Source organism: Streptococcus parasanguinis, from assembly GCF_016648855.1.
Classification (GTDB): Bacteria; Bacillota; Bacilli; order Lactobacillales; family Streptococcaceae; genus Streptococcus; species Streptococcus parasanguinis_L.
Genome location: NZ_JACLQU010000002.1, coordinates 1 through 20,318, shown reverse-complemented (window position 1 = coordinate 20,318; position 20,318 = coordinate 1). Strand labels below are relative to the sequence as shown.

General features: G+C 41.1%; 17 protein-coding genes and 1 pseudogene. 16 read left to right on the top strand and 2 right to left on the bottom strand.

Annotation, left to right across the window (positions count from 1 at the left end; genetic code table 11):
* The first annotated feature begins 14 nt into the window (after nt 1–14).
* From dprA to H7T92_RS01440, 14 genes are all read left to right on the top strand, one after another.
* Nucleotides 15–863, top strand: a complete 849-nt coding sequence (gene dprA, locus H7T92_RS01505) for a DNA-processing protein DprA (protein WP_049473183.1) — start codon at nt 15–17, stop codon at nt 861–863.
* A gap of 86 nt (nt 864–949) precedes the next feature.
* Nucleotides 950–3,031, top strand: a complete 2,082-nt coding sequence (gene topA, locus H7T92_RS01500; protein WP_045759471.1) for a type I DNA topoisomerase — start codon at nt 950–952, stop codon at nt 3,029–3,031.
* A 106-nt stretch (nt 3,032–3,137) separates the two neighbouring features.
* Nucleotides 3,138–3,815 (top strand): SatD family protein, encoded by a 678-nt coding sequence (locus H7T92_RS01495; RefSeq protein WP_014713335.1) that lies wholly within the window; start codon nt 3,138–3,140, stop codon nt 3,813–3,815.
* The gene (locus tag H7T92_RS01490; RefSeq protein ID WP_014713334.1) at nt 3,799–4,503 is read left to right on the top strand and encodes a DUF3307 domain-containing protein; all 705 of its coding nucleotides are present in this window, start codon (nt 3,799–3,801) and stop codon (nt 4,501–4,503) included. The genes H7T92_RS01495 and H7T92_RS01490 overlap by 17 nt, the downstream gene beginning before the upstream one ends.
* Nucleotides 4,504–4,657: 154 nt before the next feature.
* Entirely contained in the window at nt 4,658–5,992 is a 1,335-nt protein-coding gene (trmFO, locus tag H7T92_RS01485) for a methylenetetrahydrofolate--tRNA-(uracil(54)-C(5))-methyltransferase (FADH(2)-oxidizing) TrmFO (RefSeq protein ID WP_003014968.1), read from the top strand.
* Between the two features lie 93 nt (nt 5,993–6,085).
* Nucleotides 6,086–6,913, top strand: a complete 828-nt coding sequence (locus H7T92_RS01480; protein WP_003015026.1) for an alpha/beta hydrolase — start codon at nt 6,086–6,088, stop codon at nt 6,911–6,913.
* A 39-nt stretch (nt 6,914–6,952) separates the two neighbouring features.
* Nucleotides 6,953–7,693 carry an esterase family protein gene (locus H7T92_RS01475; protein WP_201036805.1) on the top strand — a complete coding sequence of 247 codons (741 nt, stop codon included), beginning with the start codon at nt 6,953–6,955 and terminating at the stop codon, nt 7,691–7,693.
* 21 nt (nt 7,694–7,714) lie between these two features.
* Entirely contained in the window at nt 7,715–8,881 is a 1,167-nt protein-coding gene (locus tag H7T92_RS01470) for an ATP-grasp domain-containing protein (RefSeq protein WP_201036804.1), read from the top strand.
* A 226-nt stretch (nt 8,882–9,107) separates the two neighbouring features.
* Complete coding sequence (locus H7T92_RS01465) at nt 9,108–10,076, top strand: thiamine pyrophosphate-dependent dehydrogenase E1 component subunit alpha (RefSeq protein WP_201036948.1); 969 nt, start codon at nt 9,108–9,110, stop codon at nt 10,074–10,076.
* Nucleotides 10,077–10,091: 15 nt separating this feature from the next.
* On the top strand, nt 10,092–11,084 hold the full coding sequence (locus H7T92_RS01460; RefSeq protein ID WP_049507789.1) for an alpha-ketoacid dehydrogenase subunit beta: 993 nt from the start codon (nt 10,092–10,094) through the stop codon (nt 11,082–11,084).
* A 269-nt stretch (nt 11,085–11,353) separates the two neighbouring features.
* The gene (locus H7T92_RS01455) at nt 11,354–12,397 is read left to right on the top strand and encodes a dihydrolipoamide acetyltransferase (protein WP_201036803.1); all 1,044 of its coding nucleotides are present in this window, start codon (nt 11,354–11,356) and stop codon (nt 12,395–12,397) included.
* 41 nt (nt 12,398–12,438) lie between these two features.
* Nucleotides 12,439–14,145, top strand: coding sequence for a dihydrolipoyl dehydrogenase (lpdA, locus tag H7T92_RS01450; protein WP_201036802.1), 1,707 nt, complete (start codon nt 12,439–12,441; stop codon nt 14,143–14,145).
* 68 nt (nt 14,146–14,213) lie between these two features.
* A complete protein-coding gene (locus tag H7T92_RS01445) occupies nt 14,214–15,203 on the top strand; it encodes a lipoate--protein ligase (protein WP_201036801.1) in 990 nt (329 codons plus the stop codon).
* A 109-nt stretch (nt 15,204–15,312) separates the two neighbouring features.
* Complete coding sequence (locus H7T92_RS01440; protein WP_201036800.1) at nt 15,313–15,954, top strand: hypothetical protein; 642 nt, start codon at nt 15,313–15,315, stop codon at nt 15,952–15,954.
* Nucleotides 15,955–16,037: 83 nt separating this feature from the next.
* On the opposite strand, the gene xerS is transcribed toward H7T92_RS01440, so the two are convergent.
* Nucleotides 16,038–17,108, bottom strand: a complete 1,071-nt coding sequence (gene xerS / locus H7T92_RS01435) for a tyrosine recombinase XerS (protein WP_201036799.1) — start codon at nt 17,106–17,108, stop codon at nt 16,038–16,040.
* A 346-nt stretch (nt 17,109–17,454) separates the two neighbouring features.
* Entirely contained in the window at nt 17,455–17,655 is a 201-nt protein-coding gene (locus H7T92_RS01430; RefSeq protein ID WP_301355111.1) for a zinc-ribbon domain-containing protein, read from the bottom strand.
* A gap of 98 nt (nt 17,656–17,753) precedes the next feature.
* Between H7T92_RS01430 and H7T92_RS01425 the strand changes: the two genes are divergently transcribed.
* Both H7T92_RS01425 and H7T92_RS01420 read left to right on the top strand, forming a co-directional pair.
* Nucleotides 17,754–18,767, top strand: coding sequence for a hypothetical protein (locus H7T92_RS01425; RefSeq protein WP_049497517.1), 1,014 nt, complete (start codon nt 17,754–17,756; stop codon nt 18,765–18,767).
* Nucleotides 18,768–19,240: 473 nt separating this feature from the next.
* Nucleotides 19,241–19,872: pseudogene (locus tag H7T92_RS01420) on the top strand (IS982 family transposase); the annotation flags it as partial.
* Nucleotides 19,873–20,318: the final 446 nt, after the last annotated feature.

Genomic DNA, 20,318 nt, shown 5'->3' with positions numbered 1-20,318 from the left:
AGTAGAAGGTGACCATGGAGAAATTTGAAATCTTTAAATTAAAAGAAGCCGGTTTATCAAATGAGCAAGTCTTGAGAGTCTTGGACTACTGTAGGAAAGAGCAAGTCTTACCAAGCTTAGAAGAGATAGCGAGGATCGCTCGCTGTCGCAGTATCCTTCATTTTGTAGACAAATACCGGCAACTAGATGAAGACCATTTACACAAGGAGTTTGAACGGTTCCCATCTCTATCCATTTTTGATCCAGAATACCCTGAGGAATTGCTACAGATCTACAATCCTCCTGTACTCCTTTTTTACCAAGGGGATTTGCAACTGTTAAGCAAACCGAAGATTGCAGTTGTTGGAGCTCGAGAGACCACGCGAGAAGGGGTTCGTTCTGTAGAGAAGATAATTAAGGAACTTGGAAATGAACTGGTCATTGTTAGTGGACTTGCTAAGGGAATTGATGCGACAGCTCATTATGCCAGTATACGAAATGGTGGTAAGACCATCGGAGTGATTGGAACGGGACTGGATGTCTTTTATCCTAAAAGCAATCAGAGATTACAGTCCCATATGGGGGAACACCATCTGATCTTGAGCGAGTATGGTCCAGGGCAGGCACCACTTAAGTTTCATTTTCCTGAGAGAAATCGCATCATTGCTGGTCTCTGTCAGGCAGTGATTGTGGCAGAGGCGCGACTCCGTTCAGGCAGTTTGATTACTTGTGAGCGTGCTATGGAAGAAGGCCGAGACGTTTTCGCTATTCCAGGAAATATTTTAGATGGAAAATCTGCAGGCTGCCATCACCTAATTCAAGAAGGAGCAAAGCTTATCACATCAGGCCAGGACATTCTTGATGAATTGAAATACGAATTGTGATTTTCCTATAGGAGAAGTTCCTAGTTGACATCTTTCTTAAAATGTATTAAACTCAATGAGATTTATACAATACAGAGGGATAAAACGTGGTAACAAAAAAGAAAAGCAGTACAACCAAGAAAAATTTGGTGATTGTGGAGTCTCCTGCTAAGGCCAAAACAATCGAGAAATACCTTGGTCGTAACTACAAAGTCATGGCCAGTGTTGGCCATATTCGGGACCTGAAAAAATCTACGATGTCGATCGACTTCGACAATAACTATGAACCGGAGTATATCAATATTCGCGGAAAAGGTCCCTTGATCAATGATTTGAAAAAAGAAGCTAAAAAAGCCAAACAAGTCTTTCTCGCAAGTGACCCGGACCGAGAAGGAGAAGCTATTTCTTGGCATTTAGCGCATATTTTGAACTTGGATGCCAAAGAAAAAAACCGTGTGGTCTTTAACGAAATCACCAAGGATGCAGTTAAAAACGCCTTTAAAGAACCGCGCCAAATCGATATGGACTTGGTCGATGCCCAACAAGCACGTCGGGTCTTGGACCGGATTGTAGGGTATTCAATTTCGCCTATTCTTTGGAAAAAGGTTAAAAAAGGACTTTCTGCAGGGCGCGTGCAATCTGTTGCTCTCAAATTAATCATTGATCGCGAAAACGAAATTAATGATTTCAAACCGGAAGAATATTGGACCATTGATGGCGTCTTTAAAAAAGGGACCAAGCAATTCCAAGCCAGCTTCTATGGGATTGATGGCAAGAAGATGAAGCTCAACACCAATGAAGAGGTGAAAGCTGTTCTTGAACGCTTAGATGGCAAAGATTTTACCGTTGAAAAGGTGGAAAAGAAAGAACGTCGACGGAATGCGCCACTTCCATACACCACCTCTTCCATGCAGATGGATGCTGCAAATAAGATCAACTTCCGTACACGTAAGACCATGATGGTCGCCCAGCAGTTGTATGAAGGAATCAATATTGGCTCTGGTGTTCAAGGTTTGATTACCTATATGCGTACCGATTCTACACGGATCAGTCCAGTTGCGCAAAATGAGGCAGCTAACTTTATCGTAGATCGCTTTGGTGAGAAATATTCCAAGCATGGAAGCCGCGTGAAGAATGCTTCTGGTGCCCAAGATGCCCACGAAGCGATTCGTCCATCCAGTGTCTTCAATACACCTGAAAGCATTGCTAAATACTTGGATAAAGACCAACTCAAGCTCTACACCTTGATTTGGAACCGCTTTGTAGCTAGTCAAATGACTGCAGCTGTCTTTGATACCATGAATGTCCGTTTAGGTCAAAATGGGGTTCAGTATACGGCAAACGGAAGCCAAGTGAAGTTTGATGGTTATTTGGCGATTTATAACGACTCAGATAAGAACAAGATGTTGCCGGATATGGTAGAAGGCGATAGCGTTAAGCAAGTCAATAGCAAGCCTGAGCAACACTTTACCCAACCACCTGCTCGATATTCTGAAGCGACCTTGATTAAGACCTTAGAAGAAAATGGGGTTGGTCGTCCTTCAACCTATGCTCCGACGATTGAGACCATTCAAAAACGCTATTATGTGAAGCTGGTAGCCAAACGCTTTGAACCAACAGAGTTAGGGGAAATCGTTAATAAACTGATCGTTGAATTCTTCCCAGATATTGTCAACGTGACCTTCACAGCAGAGATGGAAGGTAAACTCGATGATGTCGAACTTGGAAAAGAAGAGTGGCAAAAAGTCATCGATGCTTTCTACAAACCATTTTCTAAAGAGGTCGCAAAGGCTGAAGAAGAGATGGAAAAAATCCAAATTAAAGACGAACCAGCTGGTTTTGATTGTGAAGTTTGTGGAAGCCCGATGGTGATTAAATTAGGACGTTTTGGAAAGTTCTATGCTTGTAGCAATTTCCCAGATTGTCGTCATACCCAGGCCATTGTCAAAGAAATCGGCGTGGAATGTCCTGACTGTCATCAGGGACAAATCATCGAGCGTAAAACCAAGCGCAACCGTATCTTCTATGGATGCAATCGCTATCCAGAGTGTGAATTTACCTCTTGGGATAAACCAATCGGTCGGGATTGTCCAAAATGTGGCCACTACTTAGTTGAGAAAAAAGTTCGTGGTGGCGGCAAACAAGTCGTATGTAGCAATGGCGACTACGAAGAAGAAAAAGTGAAATAAACTTTCAAATGATTCAATGTCTGTTATAACGGCAATTTTTATAAATGTCTGTTATAATAGACATTTTTTGTTATTTTCGTTATAATAGACATAAGGAGGTGGGCTTATGTATCTTGCTTTGATTGCAGATGTGATTGATTCCAAAATCGTACAAGAACGTTTTGACCTGCAAAAACAGTTAGAAAAAACACTTCAAAAGATCAATGAGCTTTTTAAAGGCTGCCTAGCATCGGCTTTTACCCTAACTTTGGGCGATGAGTTTCAGGCGCTTTTAAAAGTGGATGCTCCGATTTTTCAAATCATTGATACCCTGCGTTCAGAACTAAAGCCGACTCAACTTCGATTTGGTATCGGGCTTGGAGAAATTGTAACGGATATCGATCCCCTGCAAAGTATCGGTGCAGATGGGCCAGTCTATTGGAATGCTCGTGCAGCTATTAATCTGGTCCATCAGAAAAATGATTATGGCAACACCCAGATCTATTTTTTGAGCGGTAATGACAGCCAGGACTCATTGGTGAATGCGCTCATCGCTTCCGGAGAAGCCATACGTTCGGGTTGGCGAGAGAGTCAGGAAGAGATCCTACTTAATCTGCTAAAGAGATCTGTCTATAGTGAAAACTTTAGCCAGCAGGATTTGGCCCAATCGCTAGGGCTTAACCCGAGTGCCCTGTCCAAGCGCTTAAAGAGTAGCAGTATTCGCGTTTATTTACGGGGACGAGCAGCAGCACTAGCTTGTATTCAGAGCTTAGAGAAAGGAGAGGCCCATGAGCGGATTGACTAGTATCGTAACGAATCCATACTTGATCCTCTTGTTGATTTGTCATTTGTTATCGGATTATTATTTTCAAAGTCAGAAGATGGCGGATCGTAAGGATCAGGATAAGAAGGTTCTCGGGCTTCACATTCTATATGTAGCTCTGCCTCTGATCGTGGTTTCTCTCTGTCATCTGGACTTGTGGTGGATTTGCTTGGTCATTTTACTGACTCATGCTGGAATAGATTTCTTAAAACCGATCGTGCAGAAGCAACTGAAATTACCAACCGCATGGACCTTTGCCTTGGATCAAGTCTTGCATATTGGCATCTTGACGTGTCTAGTCCTTATGGGAGCGAAGAATGGGACGACCTATCTACCCTTGGACACTTTAAATCTGATCTTTTATGTCCTCCTAGTTGGGAAACCAAGCAATATTGCCTTTAAAATTCTGTTTGCCAAGTATCAACCCACCAGCAAGAAGAAAATGGATACGATCACTGGGGCTGGTTCCATGATTGGCTTTTTAGAGCGTTTGGTGATTGGCGCCTGTCTCGTCTATGGACAATTTGCTTCTATCGGCCTAGTATTTACGGCCAAATCCATCGCCCGCTACAATAAAATTTCGGAAAATCCAGCCTTTGCGGAGTATTACTTGATCGGGTCCTTATTCAGTATCCTATCAGCCCTCTTAGGAGCTTGGTTGTGTTTATAAGAAAATAAATAGTTAAAGTCTAGACAGGAAGGAAAAACCTCCCTGTCTTTTTACTTGGCTTTTTGGTATAATGGACCAAGTAGAAAATTAGAAAGATTTGTGGGTGTCTAACAGTCCAGTGGGGTGTTTTGATACCCAAAGAGGTATTAGTGTCATGTCTCAATCTTATATCAATGTGATCGGTGCGGGCCTTGCTGGCTCTGAAGCAGCTTACCAGATTGCCCAACAGGGAATTCCGGTCAAGCTTTATGAAATGCGGGGAGTGAAATCCACTCCGCAACACAAAACAGACAACTTTGCTGAGTTAGTGTGTTCCAACTCTCTTCGCGGGGATTCTCTCACCAATGCTGTTGGGCTACTCAAAGAAGAAATGCGCCGTCTGGGTTCTGTCATCCTTGAAGCAGCTGAAGCGACTCGTGTACCAGCCGGTGGAGCACTTGCTGTGGACCGAGAAGGTTTTGCTAGTCGAGTGACGGAGAAGGTGTCCCAACACCCGCTCATCGAAGTCATTCGTGATGAAATTACGGAATTGCCGACAGATGCCATTACAGTGGTCGCAACGGGGCCTCTAACTAGCGATGCCTTGGCAGAAAAGATCCATGCCCTCAATGGTGGCGACGGTTTCTATTTCTATGATGCAGCAGCTCCAATCATCGATGTCAATACTGTCGATATGGACAAGGTCTATCTCAAGTCACGCTATGACAAGGGAGAAGCAGCTTATCTCAACTGCCCAATGACCAAACAAGAATTTATGGATTTCCACGAGGCCTTGGTTAATGCAGAAGAAGCCCCACTCAACTCTTTTGAAAAAGAAAAGTATTTCGAAGGTTGTATGCCAATTGAAGTCATGGCCAAACGAGGCATCAAAACCATGCTCTATGGCCCTATGAAACCAGTTGGACTCGAGTATCCAGATGATTACAAAGGTCCACGTGATGGGGAGTTTAAGACACCCTATGCAGTTGTTCAGTTGCGCCAAGACAATGCGGCTGCCAGCCTCTACAATATCGTTGGTTTCCAAACTCACCTTAAATGGGGCGAACAAAAACGGGTCTTCCAAATGATTCCAGGTTTGGAAAATGCGGAGTTTGTGAGATACGGAGTCATGCACCGCAATTCTTACATGGATTCTCCAAATCTGCTGGAACAAACCTACCGTTCTAAGAAACAACCGAACCTCTTCTTTGCAGGTCAAATGACAGGTGTAGAAGGCTATGTTGAGTCAGCGGCCTCAGGTTTGGTAGCTGGAATCAATGCAGCTCGCCTTTTCAAAGGAGAAGAAGCAGCGATTTTCCCTGAAACGACAGCTATCGGAAGCCTGGCTCACTATATCACCCATGCTGACAGCAAGCATTTCCAACCCATGAATGTCAACTTCGGGATTATCAAAGAGCTAGAAGGACCACGCATTCGGGATAAAAAGGAACGTTATGAGAAAATTGCCGAACGTTCTTTACAAGATTTGGCTCAATTTATGGAAAAATAACCCAAGAAAGGAAAAAGTTTGGAGAAAATCCATACTTTTTCTTCTAAAAATGGTATAATGAATAAAATTTAGAATATAGAGAGTTTTCTGACAATGAACAAATCCTATTTTTATTTAGATATGAAGACACACGAGTTGAAAGTGCCTTATACCGGAAAACTCCGTCGTGTGCGAGTCTTATTACCTAAGAATTATGAAACGGATACAGATAGACGTTACCCTGTGGTTTATTTCCACGATGGGCAAAACGTTTTATATAGCAAGGAAGCTTATGCGGGTCATTCCTGGAAGGTGATTCCAGCCATTAAGCGGAATCCCGATATTAGTCGCATGATTGTCGTTGCGATCGATAATGATGGTTTCCAACGCATGAATGAATACTCTGCCTGGAAATACAAGGAATCTAATATTCCTGGAATGCAATTTGGTGGCAAGGGAGTTGAGTACGGCGAATTTGTCATGGAGGTGGTGAAACCTTTTATCGACCAAGAATACCGGACTCTTGCTGATCGAGAACATACGGCCATGATTGGATCTTCCTTGGGGGGAAATATTACCCAATTCTTGGGATTAGAGTACCAAGATCAAATCGGTTGTTTAGGGGTCTTTTCATCCGCTAACTGGCTACACCAAGATGCCTTCAATCATTATATTGAACGCAAAAAATTATATGCAGACCAACGGATCTACATCTATGTGGGGACTGAAGAGGCGGATGATACAGATAAAACTTTGATGGCAGGAAACATCAAGCAAGCCTATATCGATTCATCCCTTCGTTATTATCACGACGTCATCCAGCAAGGAGTGGAACTCAATCATATTGCCATTCGGATTCAATCTGGTGCTATTCACCACGAAGAAGCGTGGGCAGAGCACCTACCAGAATGCCTTCGCTTTTTGGCTGAAAATTGGGATTAATGGACTCAAAACAAATCAATAGAGAGAAAGAGGAAACTTATGAATATTGAACATTTAAGCCACTGGAGTGGCCAACTTAACCGTGAAATGTATGTTAATCGCTATGGACACGCAGGAATTCCTGTTGTGGTCTTTGCTTCATCAGGTGGAAGCCATAACGAGTACTATGACTTTGGTATGATTGATGCTTGTGCCCATTTTATCGAAGAAGGACGGGTTCAATTCTTCACTCTTTCGAGTGTGGATAGTGATAGCTGGCTTTGTGATTGGAAGAATCCTCACGATCGTGCTGAAATGCATCGTGCTTACGAGCGCTATGTGATTGAAGAAGCCATTCCTTTTATCAAACACAAAACAGGCTGGTTTGATCCGATGATGACAACTGGTTGCTCTATGGGGGCCTACCACGCGCTCAATTTCTTCTTGCAACATCCAGATGTCTTTAACAAAGTGATTGCTTTGAGTGGTGTCTATGACGCTCGTTTCTTTGTTGGTGACTTTGGAGGCGATGAAGCCATTTACCAAAACTCTCCATCTGATTATATTTGGAACCAAAATGATGGCTGGTTTATCGATCGTTATCGTCAGGCGGAAATCGTTGTTTGTACTGGTTTAGGAGCTTGGGAACAAGATGGACTTCCATCTTTCTACAAACTGAAAGAAGCCTTTGATCACAAAAATATTCCTGCATGGTTCGCTGAATGGGGACATGATGTCGCCCACGATTGGGAATGGTGGCGCAAACAAATGCCATATTTCCTAGGCCAAATGTATCTATAAGTAAAAAGGGAGGAGACCTCAATGAATTATATCGTTATTTCACCATATTACCCACAAAACTTCCAACAATTTACAATCGAACTAGCTAATAAAGGGATCACTGTCTTGGGAATTGGTCAAGAGCCATATGAACAGTTAGATGAGCCTTTGCGCAACAGTTTAACAGAATATTTCCGTGTTGAAAATTTGGAAAATCTGGATGAAGTGAAGCGTGCGGTTGCCTTTCTCTTTTACAAGCATGGACCAATCGATCGCATTGAATCTCATAATGAATACTGGTTGGAATTGGATGCGGCGCTTCGTGAGCAATTCAATGTCTTCGGCGCTAAGCCAAAAGATTTGAAGAAAACCAAGTTCAAATCAGAAATGAAGAAACTCTTCAAGAAAGCAGGTGTTCCTGTCGTTCCAGGCGCTGTTATTAAAAAAGAAAAAGACATTGATAAGGCTGTGAAGAAGATTGGGTTGCCATTGATTGCTAAGCCTGACAATGGGGTAGGAGCAGCAGCGACCTTCAAGATCGAAACGCCAGAAGATGTGGACCATTTCAAGGCTGAGTGGGATGGCCATACAGAGTACTTCTTTGAGAAATTTGTCACTTCTAGCGAGATTTGTACCTTTGATGGTCTAGTGGATCGTGACGGCAACATTGTCTTTTCAACTACCTTTGACTATGCACATACGCCACTCGATTTGATGCTCTACAAGATGGACAACTCTTATTATGTCCTTAAAGAAATGGATCCAAAATTGCGTCAATACGGGGAAGCCGTTGTCAAATCCTTTGGAATGAAAGAACGTTTCTTCCACATTGAGTTTTTCCGCGATGGGGATGACTATATTGCAATCGAGTACAATAATCGTCCAGCAGGTGGCTTTACGATCGATGTCTACAATTATGCTCATTCCATCGACTTGTACCGAGGTTATGCTGCCATCGTAGCAGGAGAACCTTTCCCAGCTTCTGAGTTTGAGCCCCTTTATTGCTTGGCAACTTCTCGTCGTGCCAATGCAGCTTATGCTCTTTCAGAGGAAGAAGTTCTGGCCAAATACCGTGATCAATTCCGTGTGAAGAAAGACATGCCAGCGGCCTTTGCGGAACTTCAGGGAGATTACCTCTATATGCTTACAACACCTAGTCGTGAAGAATTGGAACAAATGATTCATGACTTTGGCCAACGCCAATCATAAGATGACGACCGGTAGGATAGGATCCTATCGGTTTTTTATGTGACTATTGAATGAGATGGAAAAATCTAGAAGTTTGTGAAAAAACTAAATATTTCCTTTTGAAAGCTTATAGTTTCCATGATTATAGTGTTTAGGATTGTGAATTTTTCTGAGCATTATTTTTGACTGAGCTTTCATTTTTGGCTAGAATGAAAGTGAATGAATAAAAGCTAAGAAAGGCGAAATGATGGCAACATTAGACAAAAGTCTCTTATTGGAAATGTTCCGTAAAATGGAAGAAATCCGTCGCATGGACTTAAAAATTGCACAGTTAGTAAAAAAAGGGAAAGTGCCAGGAATGACGCACTTTTCTGTTGGGGAAGAAGCGGCTAACGTCGGAGCGATGTTGGCTTTGAACGATGATGATTTGCTGACATCTAACCACCGTGGACATGGACAAGCCATCGCTAAAGGAATCGATTTGAATGGCATGATGGCAGAAATCCTTGGTAAGTATACCGGTACTTGTAAAGGGAAGGGTGGCTCCATGCACATCGCCGACCTGGATGCAGGTAACCTTGGTGCCAACGGTATTGTTGGTGGTGGTATGGGGATTGCAGTAGGAGCTGCTCTTACTCAACAAATGCATAAGACTGGTAAGATTGTTGTCTGCTTCTTTGGGGACGGCGCAACCAACGAAGGTGTCTTCCACGAAGCAGTGAATATGGCTTCTATTTGGAATCTTCCGGTAATTTTCTACTGTATCAATAACGGTTATGGAATCTCTGCTGACATCAAAAAAATGACCAATGTCAAGCATATCCACGAGCGTAGTGCTGCTTACGGCATTCCTGGAATGTTTATTCCTGATGGAAACAACGTTATCGATGTCTATGAAGGATTCCAAAAAGCTGTTGAACACGTCCGCTCTGGTAAAGGTCCTGTCTTGATTGAAAGTGTCACTTATCGTTGGCTTGGTCACTCATCTTCAGACCCTGGTAAATACCGGACACGTGAAGAAGTAGAAGAATGGAAGAAGAAAGATCCAATCGAAAACCTTCGCAAGTATCTCCTTGAAAATGAGATTGCAAGCACAGAAGAATTGGATCGAATCCAAGAAGAAGTAAAAGAAGCAGTGGAAGCTTCGGTAAAATTTGCGGAAGAAAGCCCATTCCCTCCACTTGAATCAGCTTTCGAAGATATTTACGCAGACTAAGGGGAGTAGAGAATTATGGAAACTAAATTAATGTCTTTCCGCGATACCATTATCCTTGCTATGTCTGAGGAAATGCGTCGCGATGAAAATGTATTGTTGATGGGGGAAGATGTCGGAGTTTTCGGTGGAGACTTCGGAACTTCAGTAGGAATGCTTGAGGAATTCGGTCCAGAACGTGTCCGTGACTGTCCGATTTCTGAGGCTGCGATTTCAGGTGCAGCAGCAGGTGCAGCCATGACCGGACTTCGCCCAATCGTTGATATGACTTTCATGGATTTCTCTGTTATTGCCATGGATGCTATTGTCAACCAAGCTGCTAAGACTCGCTACATGTTTGGTGGGAAAGGTCAAGTACCAATGACCATTCGCTGTGCTGCTGGTAACGGAGTTGGATCTGCAGCTCAACACTCCCAATCCTTGGAATCATGGTTTACTCATATTCCTGGTTTGAAAGTTGTTGCTCCTGGAACTCCAGCAGATATGAAGGGACTGCTCAAGTCATCGATCCGTGATAACAACCCAGTAATCATTCTTGAGTATAAATCAGAATTCAACCAAAAAGGGGAAGTGCCAGTGGATCCAGACTATACGATTCCACTTGGTGTCGGAGAAATCAAACGCGAAGGAACTGACGTCACTGTCGTAACCTATGGAAAAATGCTTCGTCGTGTGATGCAGGCAGCTGAAGAATTGGCAGAAGAAGGCATCTCAGTAGAAGTAGTAGACCCACGTACTTTGGTCCCACTCGATAAAGAGATTATCATTAATTCTGTCAAGAAGACAGGAAAAGTAGTCCTTGTCAATGATGCCCACAAAACAAGTGGCTATATCGGTGAAATTTCAGCTATCATTTCTGAATCAGAAGCATTTGATTACTTGGATGCACCAATCCGACGTTGTGCGGGGGAAGATGTGCCAATGCCTTACGCACAAAATCTTGAGAATGCAATGATTCCAACAGTTGAAAGCATCAAAGAAGCCATTCGTAAAACGTACAATAAAGAATAATACATAACATAAATTATGTAATGTCATTTAAATTAGAGCACGGGCTAAAAGCTCGGAAAAAAGATAAATCTCCTTGACTTCATCGAAGTCTGCGTCGATTTCCTATTTTTCGGTCGCTTTTAAACGCCCTTAGTATCTTATAACTGAATCCGGACGGAGGACTGTGAAAAAAAGATAGATTTCCTTGTGTTCATCGAACACAGCGTCAATCTCCTATTTTTTCTTTCTCCTCTACGTCCTTGATATCTTATAATAGAATAGGAGAGGTCATGGCTGATGATAAGCTAAGAGCGACTCCTGCGGCTAGAAAGTTAGCGGATGATCTTGGGATCAACCTCTATGATGTTTCTGGTTCAGGCGCAAACGGTCGTGTCCACAAAGAAGACGTGGAAACCTATAAAGACACAAATGTGGTTCGCATTTCACCACTTGCAAAACGAATTGCTTTAGAACACAATATTGCTTGGCAAGAAATCCAAGGAACTGGTCATCGTGGCAAGATCATGAAGAAGGACGTCCTTGCTTTCCTTCCTGAAAATATCGAGAATGAGACCATTAAGTCACCGGCTCAAATCGAGAAGGTGGAGGAAGCTCCAGATAATGTGACACCTTATGGTGAGATCGAGCGGATTCCGATGACACCAATGCGGAAGGTGATCGCTCAACGGATGGTGGAATCTTACTTGACAGCACCAACCTTTACTTTGAACTATGACGTTGATATGTCTCAAATGTTGGCCCTTCGTAAGAAGGTATTGGATCCAATCATGGAAGCCACTGGCAAGAAAGTCACTGTAACAGATTTGCTTTCTCTAGCAGTGGTTAAGACCTTGATGAAACACCCATACATCAATGCGTCATTGACAGAAGATGGCAAAACCATCATTACTCATAACTATGTCAACTTAGCGATGGCAGTTGGGATGGACAATGGACTGATGACACCGGTTGTCTATAACGCAGAAAAAATGACTTTGTCAGAGTTGGTCGTAGCCTTCAAGGATGTTATCGGACGTACCTTGGATGGTAAGCTTGCTCCAAGTGAATTGCAAAACTCAACCTTTACCATCAGTAACTTGGGAATGTTTGGCGTTCAATCATTTGGACCAATCATCAACCAACCAAACTCTGCCATCCTTGGCGTTAGTGCAACGGTTGAAAAACCAGTGGTTGTGAATGGTGAAATTGTTATTCGTCCAATCATGAGCTTGGGCTTGACCATTGACCACCGTGTTGTCGATGGGATGGCTGGTGCCAAATTCATGAAAGACTTGAAAGCCTTGATTGAAGACCCGATTTCAATGTTGGTCTAATCAACGAGAGAGAATAGAAACAAGAAAAAGAGGAAAATAAAATGGCCTTAGAAGTAATTATGCCAAAAGCCGGCGTAGATATGACCGAAGGACAAATCGTTCAGTGGAATAAAAAAGTCGGCGAATTTGTAAAAGAAGGAGAAGTGCTCCTTGAAATCATGACAGACAAAGTCAGCATGGAATTGGAAGCAGAAGAAGACGGTTACTTGATCGCTATCCTGAAAGGAGACGGAGAAACTGTTCCTGTAACAGAAGTAATCGGTTACCTTGGTGAAGAAGGGGAAAATATCCCAACAGCCGGAGCTGCTGCACCAGAAGCAAGCCCAGCACCAGCTACAGCAAGTGCTTCAAACGATGACAATAAGAGCGATAACGCTTATGATATCATAGTGATCGGTGGGGGTCCTGCTGGTTACGTATCTGCTATTAAGGCAGCTCAATTAGGTGGTAAGGTTGCTCTCGTTGAGAAATCTGAACTTGGTGGAACGTGCTTGAACCGCGGATGTATCCCAACTAAGACTTACCTTCACAATGCTGAAATCATCGAAAATATCGGTCACGCTGCAAATCGTGGTATTGTGATTGAAAATCCTAACTTCACAGTGGATATGGACAAGGTTCTTGAAACCAAGAACAAGGTCGTAAATACCCTTGTTGGTGGGGTTGCGGGACTTCTTCGTAGCTACGGAGTGGATGTTCATAAAGGAATCGGTACCATCACCAAAGATAAGAATGTCTTGGTCAATGGTTCTGAATTGCTTGAAACGAAGAAAATCATCCTTGCCGGTGGTTCAAAAGTTAGCAAGATTAACGTTCCTGGTATGGAATCATCCCTTGTCATGACCAGTGACGATATTCTTGAAATGAATGAAGTCCCAGAAAGCCTCGTGATCATCGGTGGTGGGGTTGTTGGTATCGAACTTGGTCAAGCCTTCATGACCTTTGGTTCAAAAGTTACGGTTATCGAAATGATGGACCGCATCGTTCCAGCTATGGATGCGGAAGTATCTAAGAACCTTCGTTTGATCCTTGAACGCAAGGGTATGACCATCTTGACGGATACTAAATTGCAAGAAATCATTGAGGAAGATGGCAAACTCCGTATCAAGGTTGAAGGTAAAGATGATATCACCGCGAATAAAGCCCTTCTTTCAATCGGTCGTGTTCCAGACCTTGAAGGTATCGGAGATGTTGAATTTGAATTGGATCGTGGACGGATCAAGGTCAATGAATACATGGAAACGTCTGTTCCAGGTATCTATGCACCAGGTGATATCAATGGTACCAAGATGTTGGCCCACGCTGCCTTCCGTATGGGTGAAGTAGCGGCTGAAAATGCCCTTAAAGGGAACCACGCTGTTGCCAAATTGAACTTAACTCCTGCAGCTATCTACACACTTCCAGAAGTTGCGGCTGTTGGTTTGACAGAAGAACAAGCTCGTGAGAAATATGATGTCCAAATCGGTAAATTCAACTTTGCGGCTAACGGACGTGCCATTGCATCAGATGCGGCTCAAGGTTTTGTTAAGGTCATTGCAGACAAGAAATATGGTGAAGTTCTTGGGGTTCACATTATTGGTCCAGCAGCTGCTGAATTGATCAACGAAGCTTCTACTATCATTGAGATGGAAATCACTGTGGAAGAAATGCTCAAGACTATTCATGGTCACCCAACCTTCTCAGAAGTGATGTACGAAGCCTTTGCGGATGTACTCGGCTTGGCTGTTCACTCACCTAAGAAGAAATAATATTTGAAATGATAGAATGGCTGGACAGCAAATGCTGGACCAGTCTCTATCGTATATAAAGGAATCTTATGAAATACATTATTAATTATTCAAATGATACTGCTTTTAATATTGCTTTAGAAGAGTATGCTTTTAAGCACCTCTTGGATGAAGATCAAATCTTCCTTCTTTGGATTAACAAACCTTCTATCATTGTTGGTCGCCACCAAAATACTATCGAAGAAATCAACCGTGACTATGTTCGGGAGCATGGGATTGAAGTGGTTCGCCGGATCAGTGGTGGTGGGGCTGTTTATCACGATTTGAACAACCTCAACTACACCATCATTTCAAAAGAAGATGAAAACAAGGCCTTTGACTTCAAGAGCTTCTCAACTCCCGTGATCAACACCTTGGCTCAGCTTGGAGTGAAGGCTGAATTTACAGGTCGTAATGACTTAGAGATTGATGGCAAGAAATTCTGTGGAAATGCCCAAGCTTACATCAATGGTCGGATCATGCACCATGGTTGCCTTCTTTTTGACGTTGATTTGTCAGTCCTTGCCAATGCTCTCAAGGTGTCTAAAGACAAGTTTGAGTCCAAAGGGGTTAAATCAGTCCGTGCTCGTGTGACCAATATCATCGATGAGTTGCCAGAAAAAATCACGGTTGAAGAGTTCCGTGACTTGCTTTTGGACTACATGAAGAAAGAATACCCTGAGATGACAGAATATGTCTTCTCAGATGAAGAATTGGCTGAAATCAATCGTATCAAGGAAACCAAGTTCGGTACCTGGGACTGGAACTATGGAAAGTCTCCTGAATACAATGTCCGTCGTGGCACTAAATTCCCTAGCGGTAAGGTGGAAATCTTCGCAAACGTCATTGAATCCAAAATCCAAGACATCAAGATCTACGGTGACTTCTTCGGTATTGAAGACGTTGCAGCAGTAGAAGAGGTTCTTCGTGGCGTTAAATACGAACGTGAAGACGTCCTCAAAGCCCTTCGAACCATTAACCTAGGTCGTTACTTTGCAGGTATCACTGCAGAGGAAATCGCTGAAGCAGTGGTGGAATAAAGTAAAAGATATCCATTTAACATGGATATCTTTTATCTTAAACTTGATATTCGAAAACTATGAGTGTACAATATAGAGGAAATCTGAACAAAAAAGGGGATTAAATTCGATGATGAAAATTCCAGTGGAAAATCTTGGTCTATTTGAACAGTTAGATCGTATAGTAGTGGCTTTTTTTAGCAAACAACAACCTTCCAGTCCTTACGATTTAAATGTCAGTATTACACAAGAACACCTTGACCAGAAAAAGCAAGAGCTCGAACCATTAGGTTATCAAGCTGTCCAACTACCATTAGGAATGGCTTTAGATAATATCATCCAGCAACCTCATTATAAAAATTTAATCCTTGGCGGACTTGCTCCCGACGAAATTATAGTCAGTAAAGAAGAATTAATGCCTTTAAAAGATATTGTGGACAGTTTTTGTATTATGTACGCTGCAGCGAATAACAGACTGGAAAATAGTAAGGCTTATGAATTAATGAAAGATAAGACGGTTTATTTTATTGGTAAACTATTTACAGATTTTCCGAAGGCCGGAGATGAAATTGCTTATATGGGTATTGATAGAACAGCTAACGATGGTACGCCATATGAAGCTGTTAAATGCTTTTTAACAGAAGAGAGTGCAGAGAAGTACAATTGTGAAAAAAGACCCGTCACCCCTGCAAACTTGGCCTATCTAAAATCATTTTGGGGAAAACCAGTCATTATTGAGCCACACCGTAATTATTGGATCGAATTTTTATAGAAAGTATAAAAGAGCGGTAGACATTCAAAAAATCTATCGCTCTTTTTAAAACTAATATATTACATAATTTACGTTATGTAATTTTATAAACTATCCAAGGCATTTTTCTGCTCATCATTAACGATATGCGTGTACAAGTCAGTAACTTGTGTGCTGGCATGTCCCAGCTGGTGGCTGACCAAAACCTGTGATTTGGTTGCATCATAGAGACGCGTTGCTAATGTATGGCGTAGTTTATGGGGCGTCACTCGGACTTTGAAGTCTTCAGAATACTTGGCGACCATCTTTTCAACACTAGAAGCATCAATCCGGTTTGGAACACCTCGATACAAGGTTAAGAATAGGGCTGTATCAGTCTTTTCTGTCTTGTAACGTTTGTCTCGAATAGCGAGATATTGCTCTAGATAAGGCTTCGCAAAGGCAGCAACATTAACAGAATCTCGTTTTCCACCTTTTCGAGTGACGTCAATCACCATCATCTTAAGATTGAGGTCACGAAGGTCTAGGTTAACGGCTTCAGAGAGACGGACACCAGAGGCAAGAAGGAGTGCGATAATCGCTAAATCTCGTTCTTTATTCTTATTAAAGGAAGATAAGGCGCGATTTGAGAGTGTTTGAGGGTATTCCTGGTCGATATAGTTCAGGAAACCTTCTGTCTCATCACCTAAAAAGAGTTTTTGCTTGATATTTTCAGCTCGAGCCGCCAAGGTTTCTTTCTTTTTCTTGGTCGCAACCTTCTTCATGACATTACGGTAGAAATAAGGTTCCCCTTGCTCGTTTTCAACTTCCTCAGTCAAATACTTATAAAGGCTAGAAAGTGCCGAAAGGGTACGGTTAATGGTCGTTTGGGAAACCCCATTTTTCGTCGTATTGGCATTGAGCAGAGGACGTTCACGTAAGTAAAGAATAAAGGATTCCATGTCTTTCTTGGTCATGTGCTCCAGAACGTCTAAGGGAATATTAGCCATGGTGTCAGCATCTGATATGCCAGATTCCAAGACCCAGGTGAAAAATCGATCGTATTCCTTAAAGTATTCGTATAAGGTCGTAAAACTATATGGAACGGCCAGTTTTGATTGGTAATATTCTAAGACGTACCAAGGCATGACTTGTTTGAGTTTATCGATACGTTCTAATAAGATCTCGCGTTTCATGTTTTTCTCCAAATCTTTCTATACTAGTAGTATAGCATAGCCAGATATATTTTTCAAGAAAATTATAGTTTTTCGGAAAGATGTTATAGGGGTTATATAGGACTGTTTTGTATCCCTATCTATTACCAAAAATAACCAAAAAAATTTTTTAAGCTAATTACACTCAATTATGTACTTTATTTAAGTGAACACTGGAAATTTTTAAAGCCGTTCATCTTCTGTAAAATGTACTTTATTTAAGTGAAAACTAAAAATTTTTCAAATGTACATTTTGACAACAAAAAACACTCTATAATCAATTTAATGAACTTTAGAGTGTTTTTACTTTGTTTGATTTTAGTATTCTCTAGTATATCTTTAATCTAACAAAATGCTCCTGTTTTCTTCTTAAACCTTTGCAAATTGGGCAACTTATTAATGAGCGCTTTTTATACTTAATTTTTTCATTAATTTTAAGTTTGTATCGATGATTTGAGTTTTCCTTACATATCCACCATACATTAGTATTACTTAATTCAGTTATTTCAGTTGGATTTGCTAATAAAATATTATTAAGATAATCCTATTCTTTTAATATTTCTTGTAATGTGGTAGACTAGATATGAATTTTGATGGACGATAATTAGGTCAGACAAAAGGTTACATATGGAAAAATTAGTTTTTATCGGAATGCTAGTTTTCTTGGCAGTTGTGTTTATTGGAATATTGTTTTGGCTGCGTTATAGAATGGAGAACACCTTTGAGAACGGTGTTCCAGTGTACGATGCCCCAGCAAATAATCAGACTAGAACGAGTAAGCTAAGCGTAGGAGAGTATGCAGTGCACATAGTTTTAATACTAATTAGCGCTGTAATTGCCTTTAAGGTCATGGGCATGTTCCGTCATGGGGCGGCGCCAATTGGTGCTGCTATAATCACGCCTTCTATAATGGCGCTTTTCAATGCACGAAGGAGAACCGGGAAATCTTGGATAGGTATCGTTGCAGTGCTTATGATATTCGTGTTTTTGATGTTTGTATATATAATTATAGGTCTACCTGATAACGCACCTCCACTTAAAATTGACAGAACTGAAATTCATCTTACAGAGACTAAGATTTCGGATTTGATAGACCAGGGGTTTGAAATCTATGTGTCAAATGGTAGACATGATTATCCTAATTATAATGAGCTTTTGACAACGGGAAGCTATTCTAAATACCAAGGATCGGGGGTTAGCGTACCAAACGGCTTTAAGCCATATGACTCAGCAGTTACGCGATCGACTTATCTTCTTGTAAAGAAGAATGTAGTTCTCGGATGTATAGGTGTTTACGGAGATAAGAGGAAGAGTACGGAGCTGAAGGACTGTGTAGTTACGCAGGTTTGCTTCGATTCTGAATGCACAGCAGCTGCTAAAAAATATGGAATTCCATATAATATAGATGGTATAGATTTGCTAAAGAAGCTTGACGAAAACGAGTTCACGAAAGTATTTGGGAAAAAAATATGGCTGACTCCAAGCGAGCCAAGAGATGAATATTTGGGTCATTATGGCGTGCAGTGGGGAGCAGGTAACAATGAATTCTTTTGGAATCATTATTTTATGAATTTAGACCTTGATTCGAATAATGATATAGTTAATTTTAATTTTAGTTCTAATATTGCAGCAGAGCGATAGAAGAATTTGCAGGGATAATTAGGCAAAATGAAAAAGAAAAAAGTACTAAGTAAGACAAAGTATGCTATTTATCTTCTAGTGGTCCACCTTATATGCATACTTTTCACTATAAGCAAAATAGTGATACCTTCATGGGGTCACTGGTTAGAGACGACACGCTTTCTTTGGACAAGCATTCCTACCTATGTATGCGTGTTAATAGCCATTTTCCCAATAGTATGCTTTTGGCCATATTTGATTAGTGCAGATTTTAAGCCAGGTACATCAAAGACCTTGCTTGCTACTTTTGGTCTAATAGTAGGTAACGTGACTCTGATTTTGATATATACGACTATTTTGCACAAGGTATTATAGGTATAAAAGAATCCCTTTATAGGGATTTTTTGATTGCTTCAAGTAGCTCGTCATATTCTTCAAATGCTGGAACCTCAGGATGCTCCTTCTTGATTGATTCGGTGCTTCTAAACAAGAATCCTTGTGGGTGTCTCCTTGAAAGAAGTCGGTTTAACCGACGGTCAAGGCAGTTGATTTGGTTAGTCCAAATTATTCGGCAAGCCATAAATACTCAAATTTCTCCCAATAACATTGTCATCATAGATAGTTTCCCCTTATCACTTTGTCAACTAGTCCGTAACCATAGAGCACATGTTTTTAATGAACTAGCCGACATTGGTTACAATTCCTCTAAGCACCTTTGGGTCTATGGATTCAAAGTACATATGCTGGTCACCCTATCAGGCTATATTCTGAATTATGTTGTAACGCCTGCCTCAGTACATGATATTAGGGCAGTTGATGACTTACTAGAAAATTGTTCTCAATCCTATGTTTTAGCTGATTTAGCATATCTTAACTATGTACTCAGAGAACAGTTGAAACAGAAAAGTTACCATCTTTGGACGCCTTTACGTCAAAATATGGTAAGAGCTAAACAACATAATCATTGGAAACTAATGGCTATGAGACGGACTATTGAAACTCGATTTTCAGAACTTTGTGCTTTTTTGATGTCGAACAAACACTAGCTAGAGGCTTAACAGGATTGCAGTTGAGAATGGAGCAAATTGCACTGACTTATAATCTGAAATACTTTGAGATTAACTAGCACCACGAGTAAAAATCTATATCTTACTATCAATAAGACCAAGACCTTAAATGAGTAGCAAAAAATGTACAATTGAACCACTACTTCTTCTGCACCTATTAGAGTAAAAATGTACAAATCAATTCCTTAAATCAGATGATGTTATGAACTAGAAATATACAAAATAACACTTCAAAATAATGTACAAAATAAAAATAAAGTACACTCCTTAAAGAATGTACTTTATGCTTCTAATTCAGTTGTATCAATTGTTTAGCTCATGTTAAGTCAATTGTACATAAACTTTTAGTTTTACTAAAAACTAAAAATTTTTCAAATGTACATTCATACAAAAACACGGCTCATGAATCATGGCCGTGTTATGTTTTACTTAAGCTAGTTAGCTAGTTCTCTTAGTTAATATTTACTTACCTTTTATTTGCTTTAATTCCTTTATCTCTTTTAGA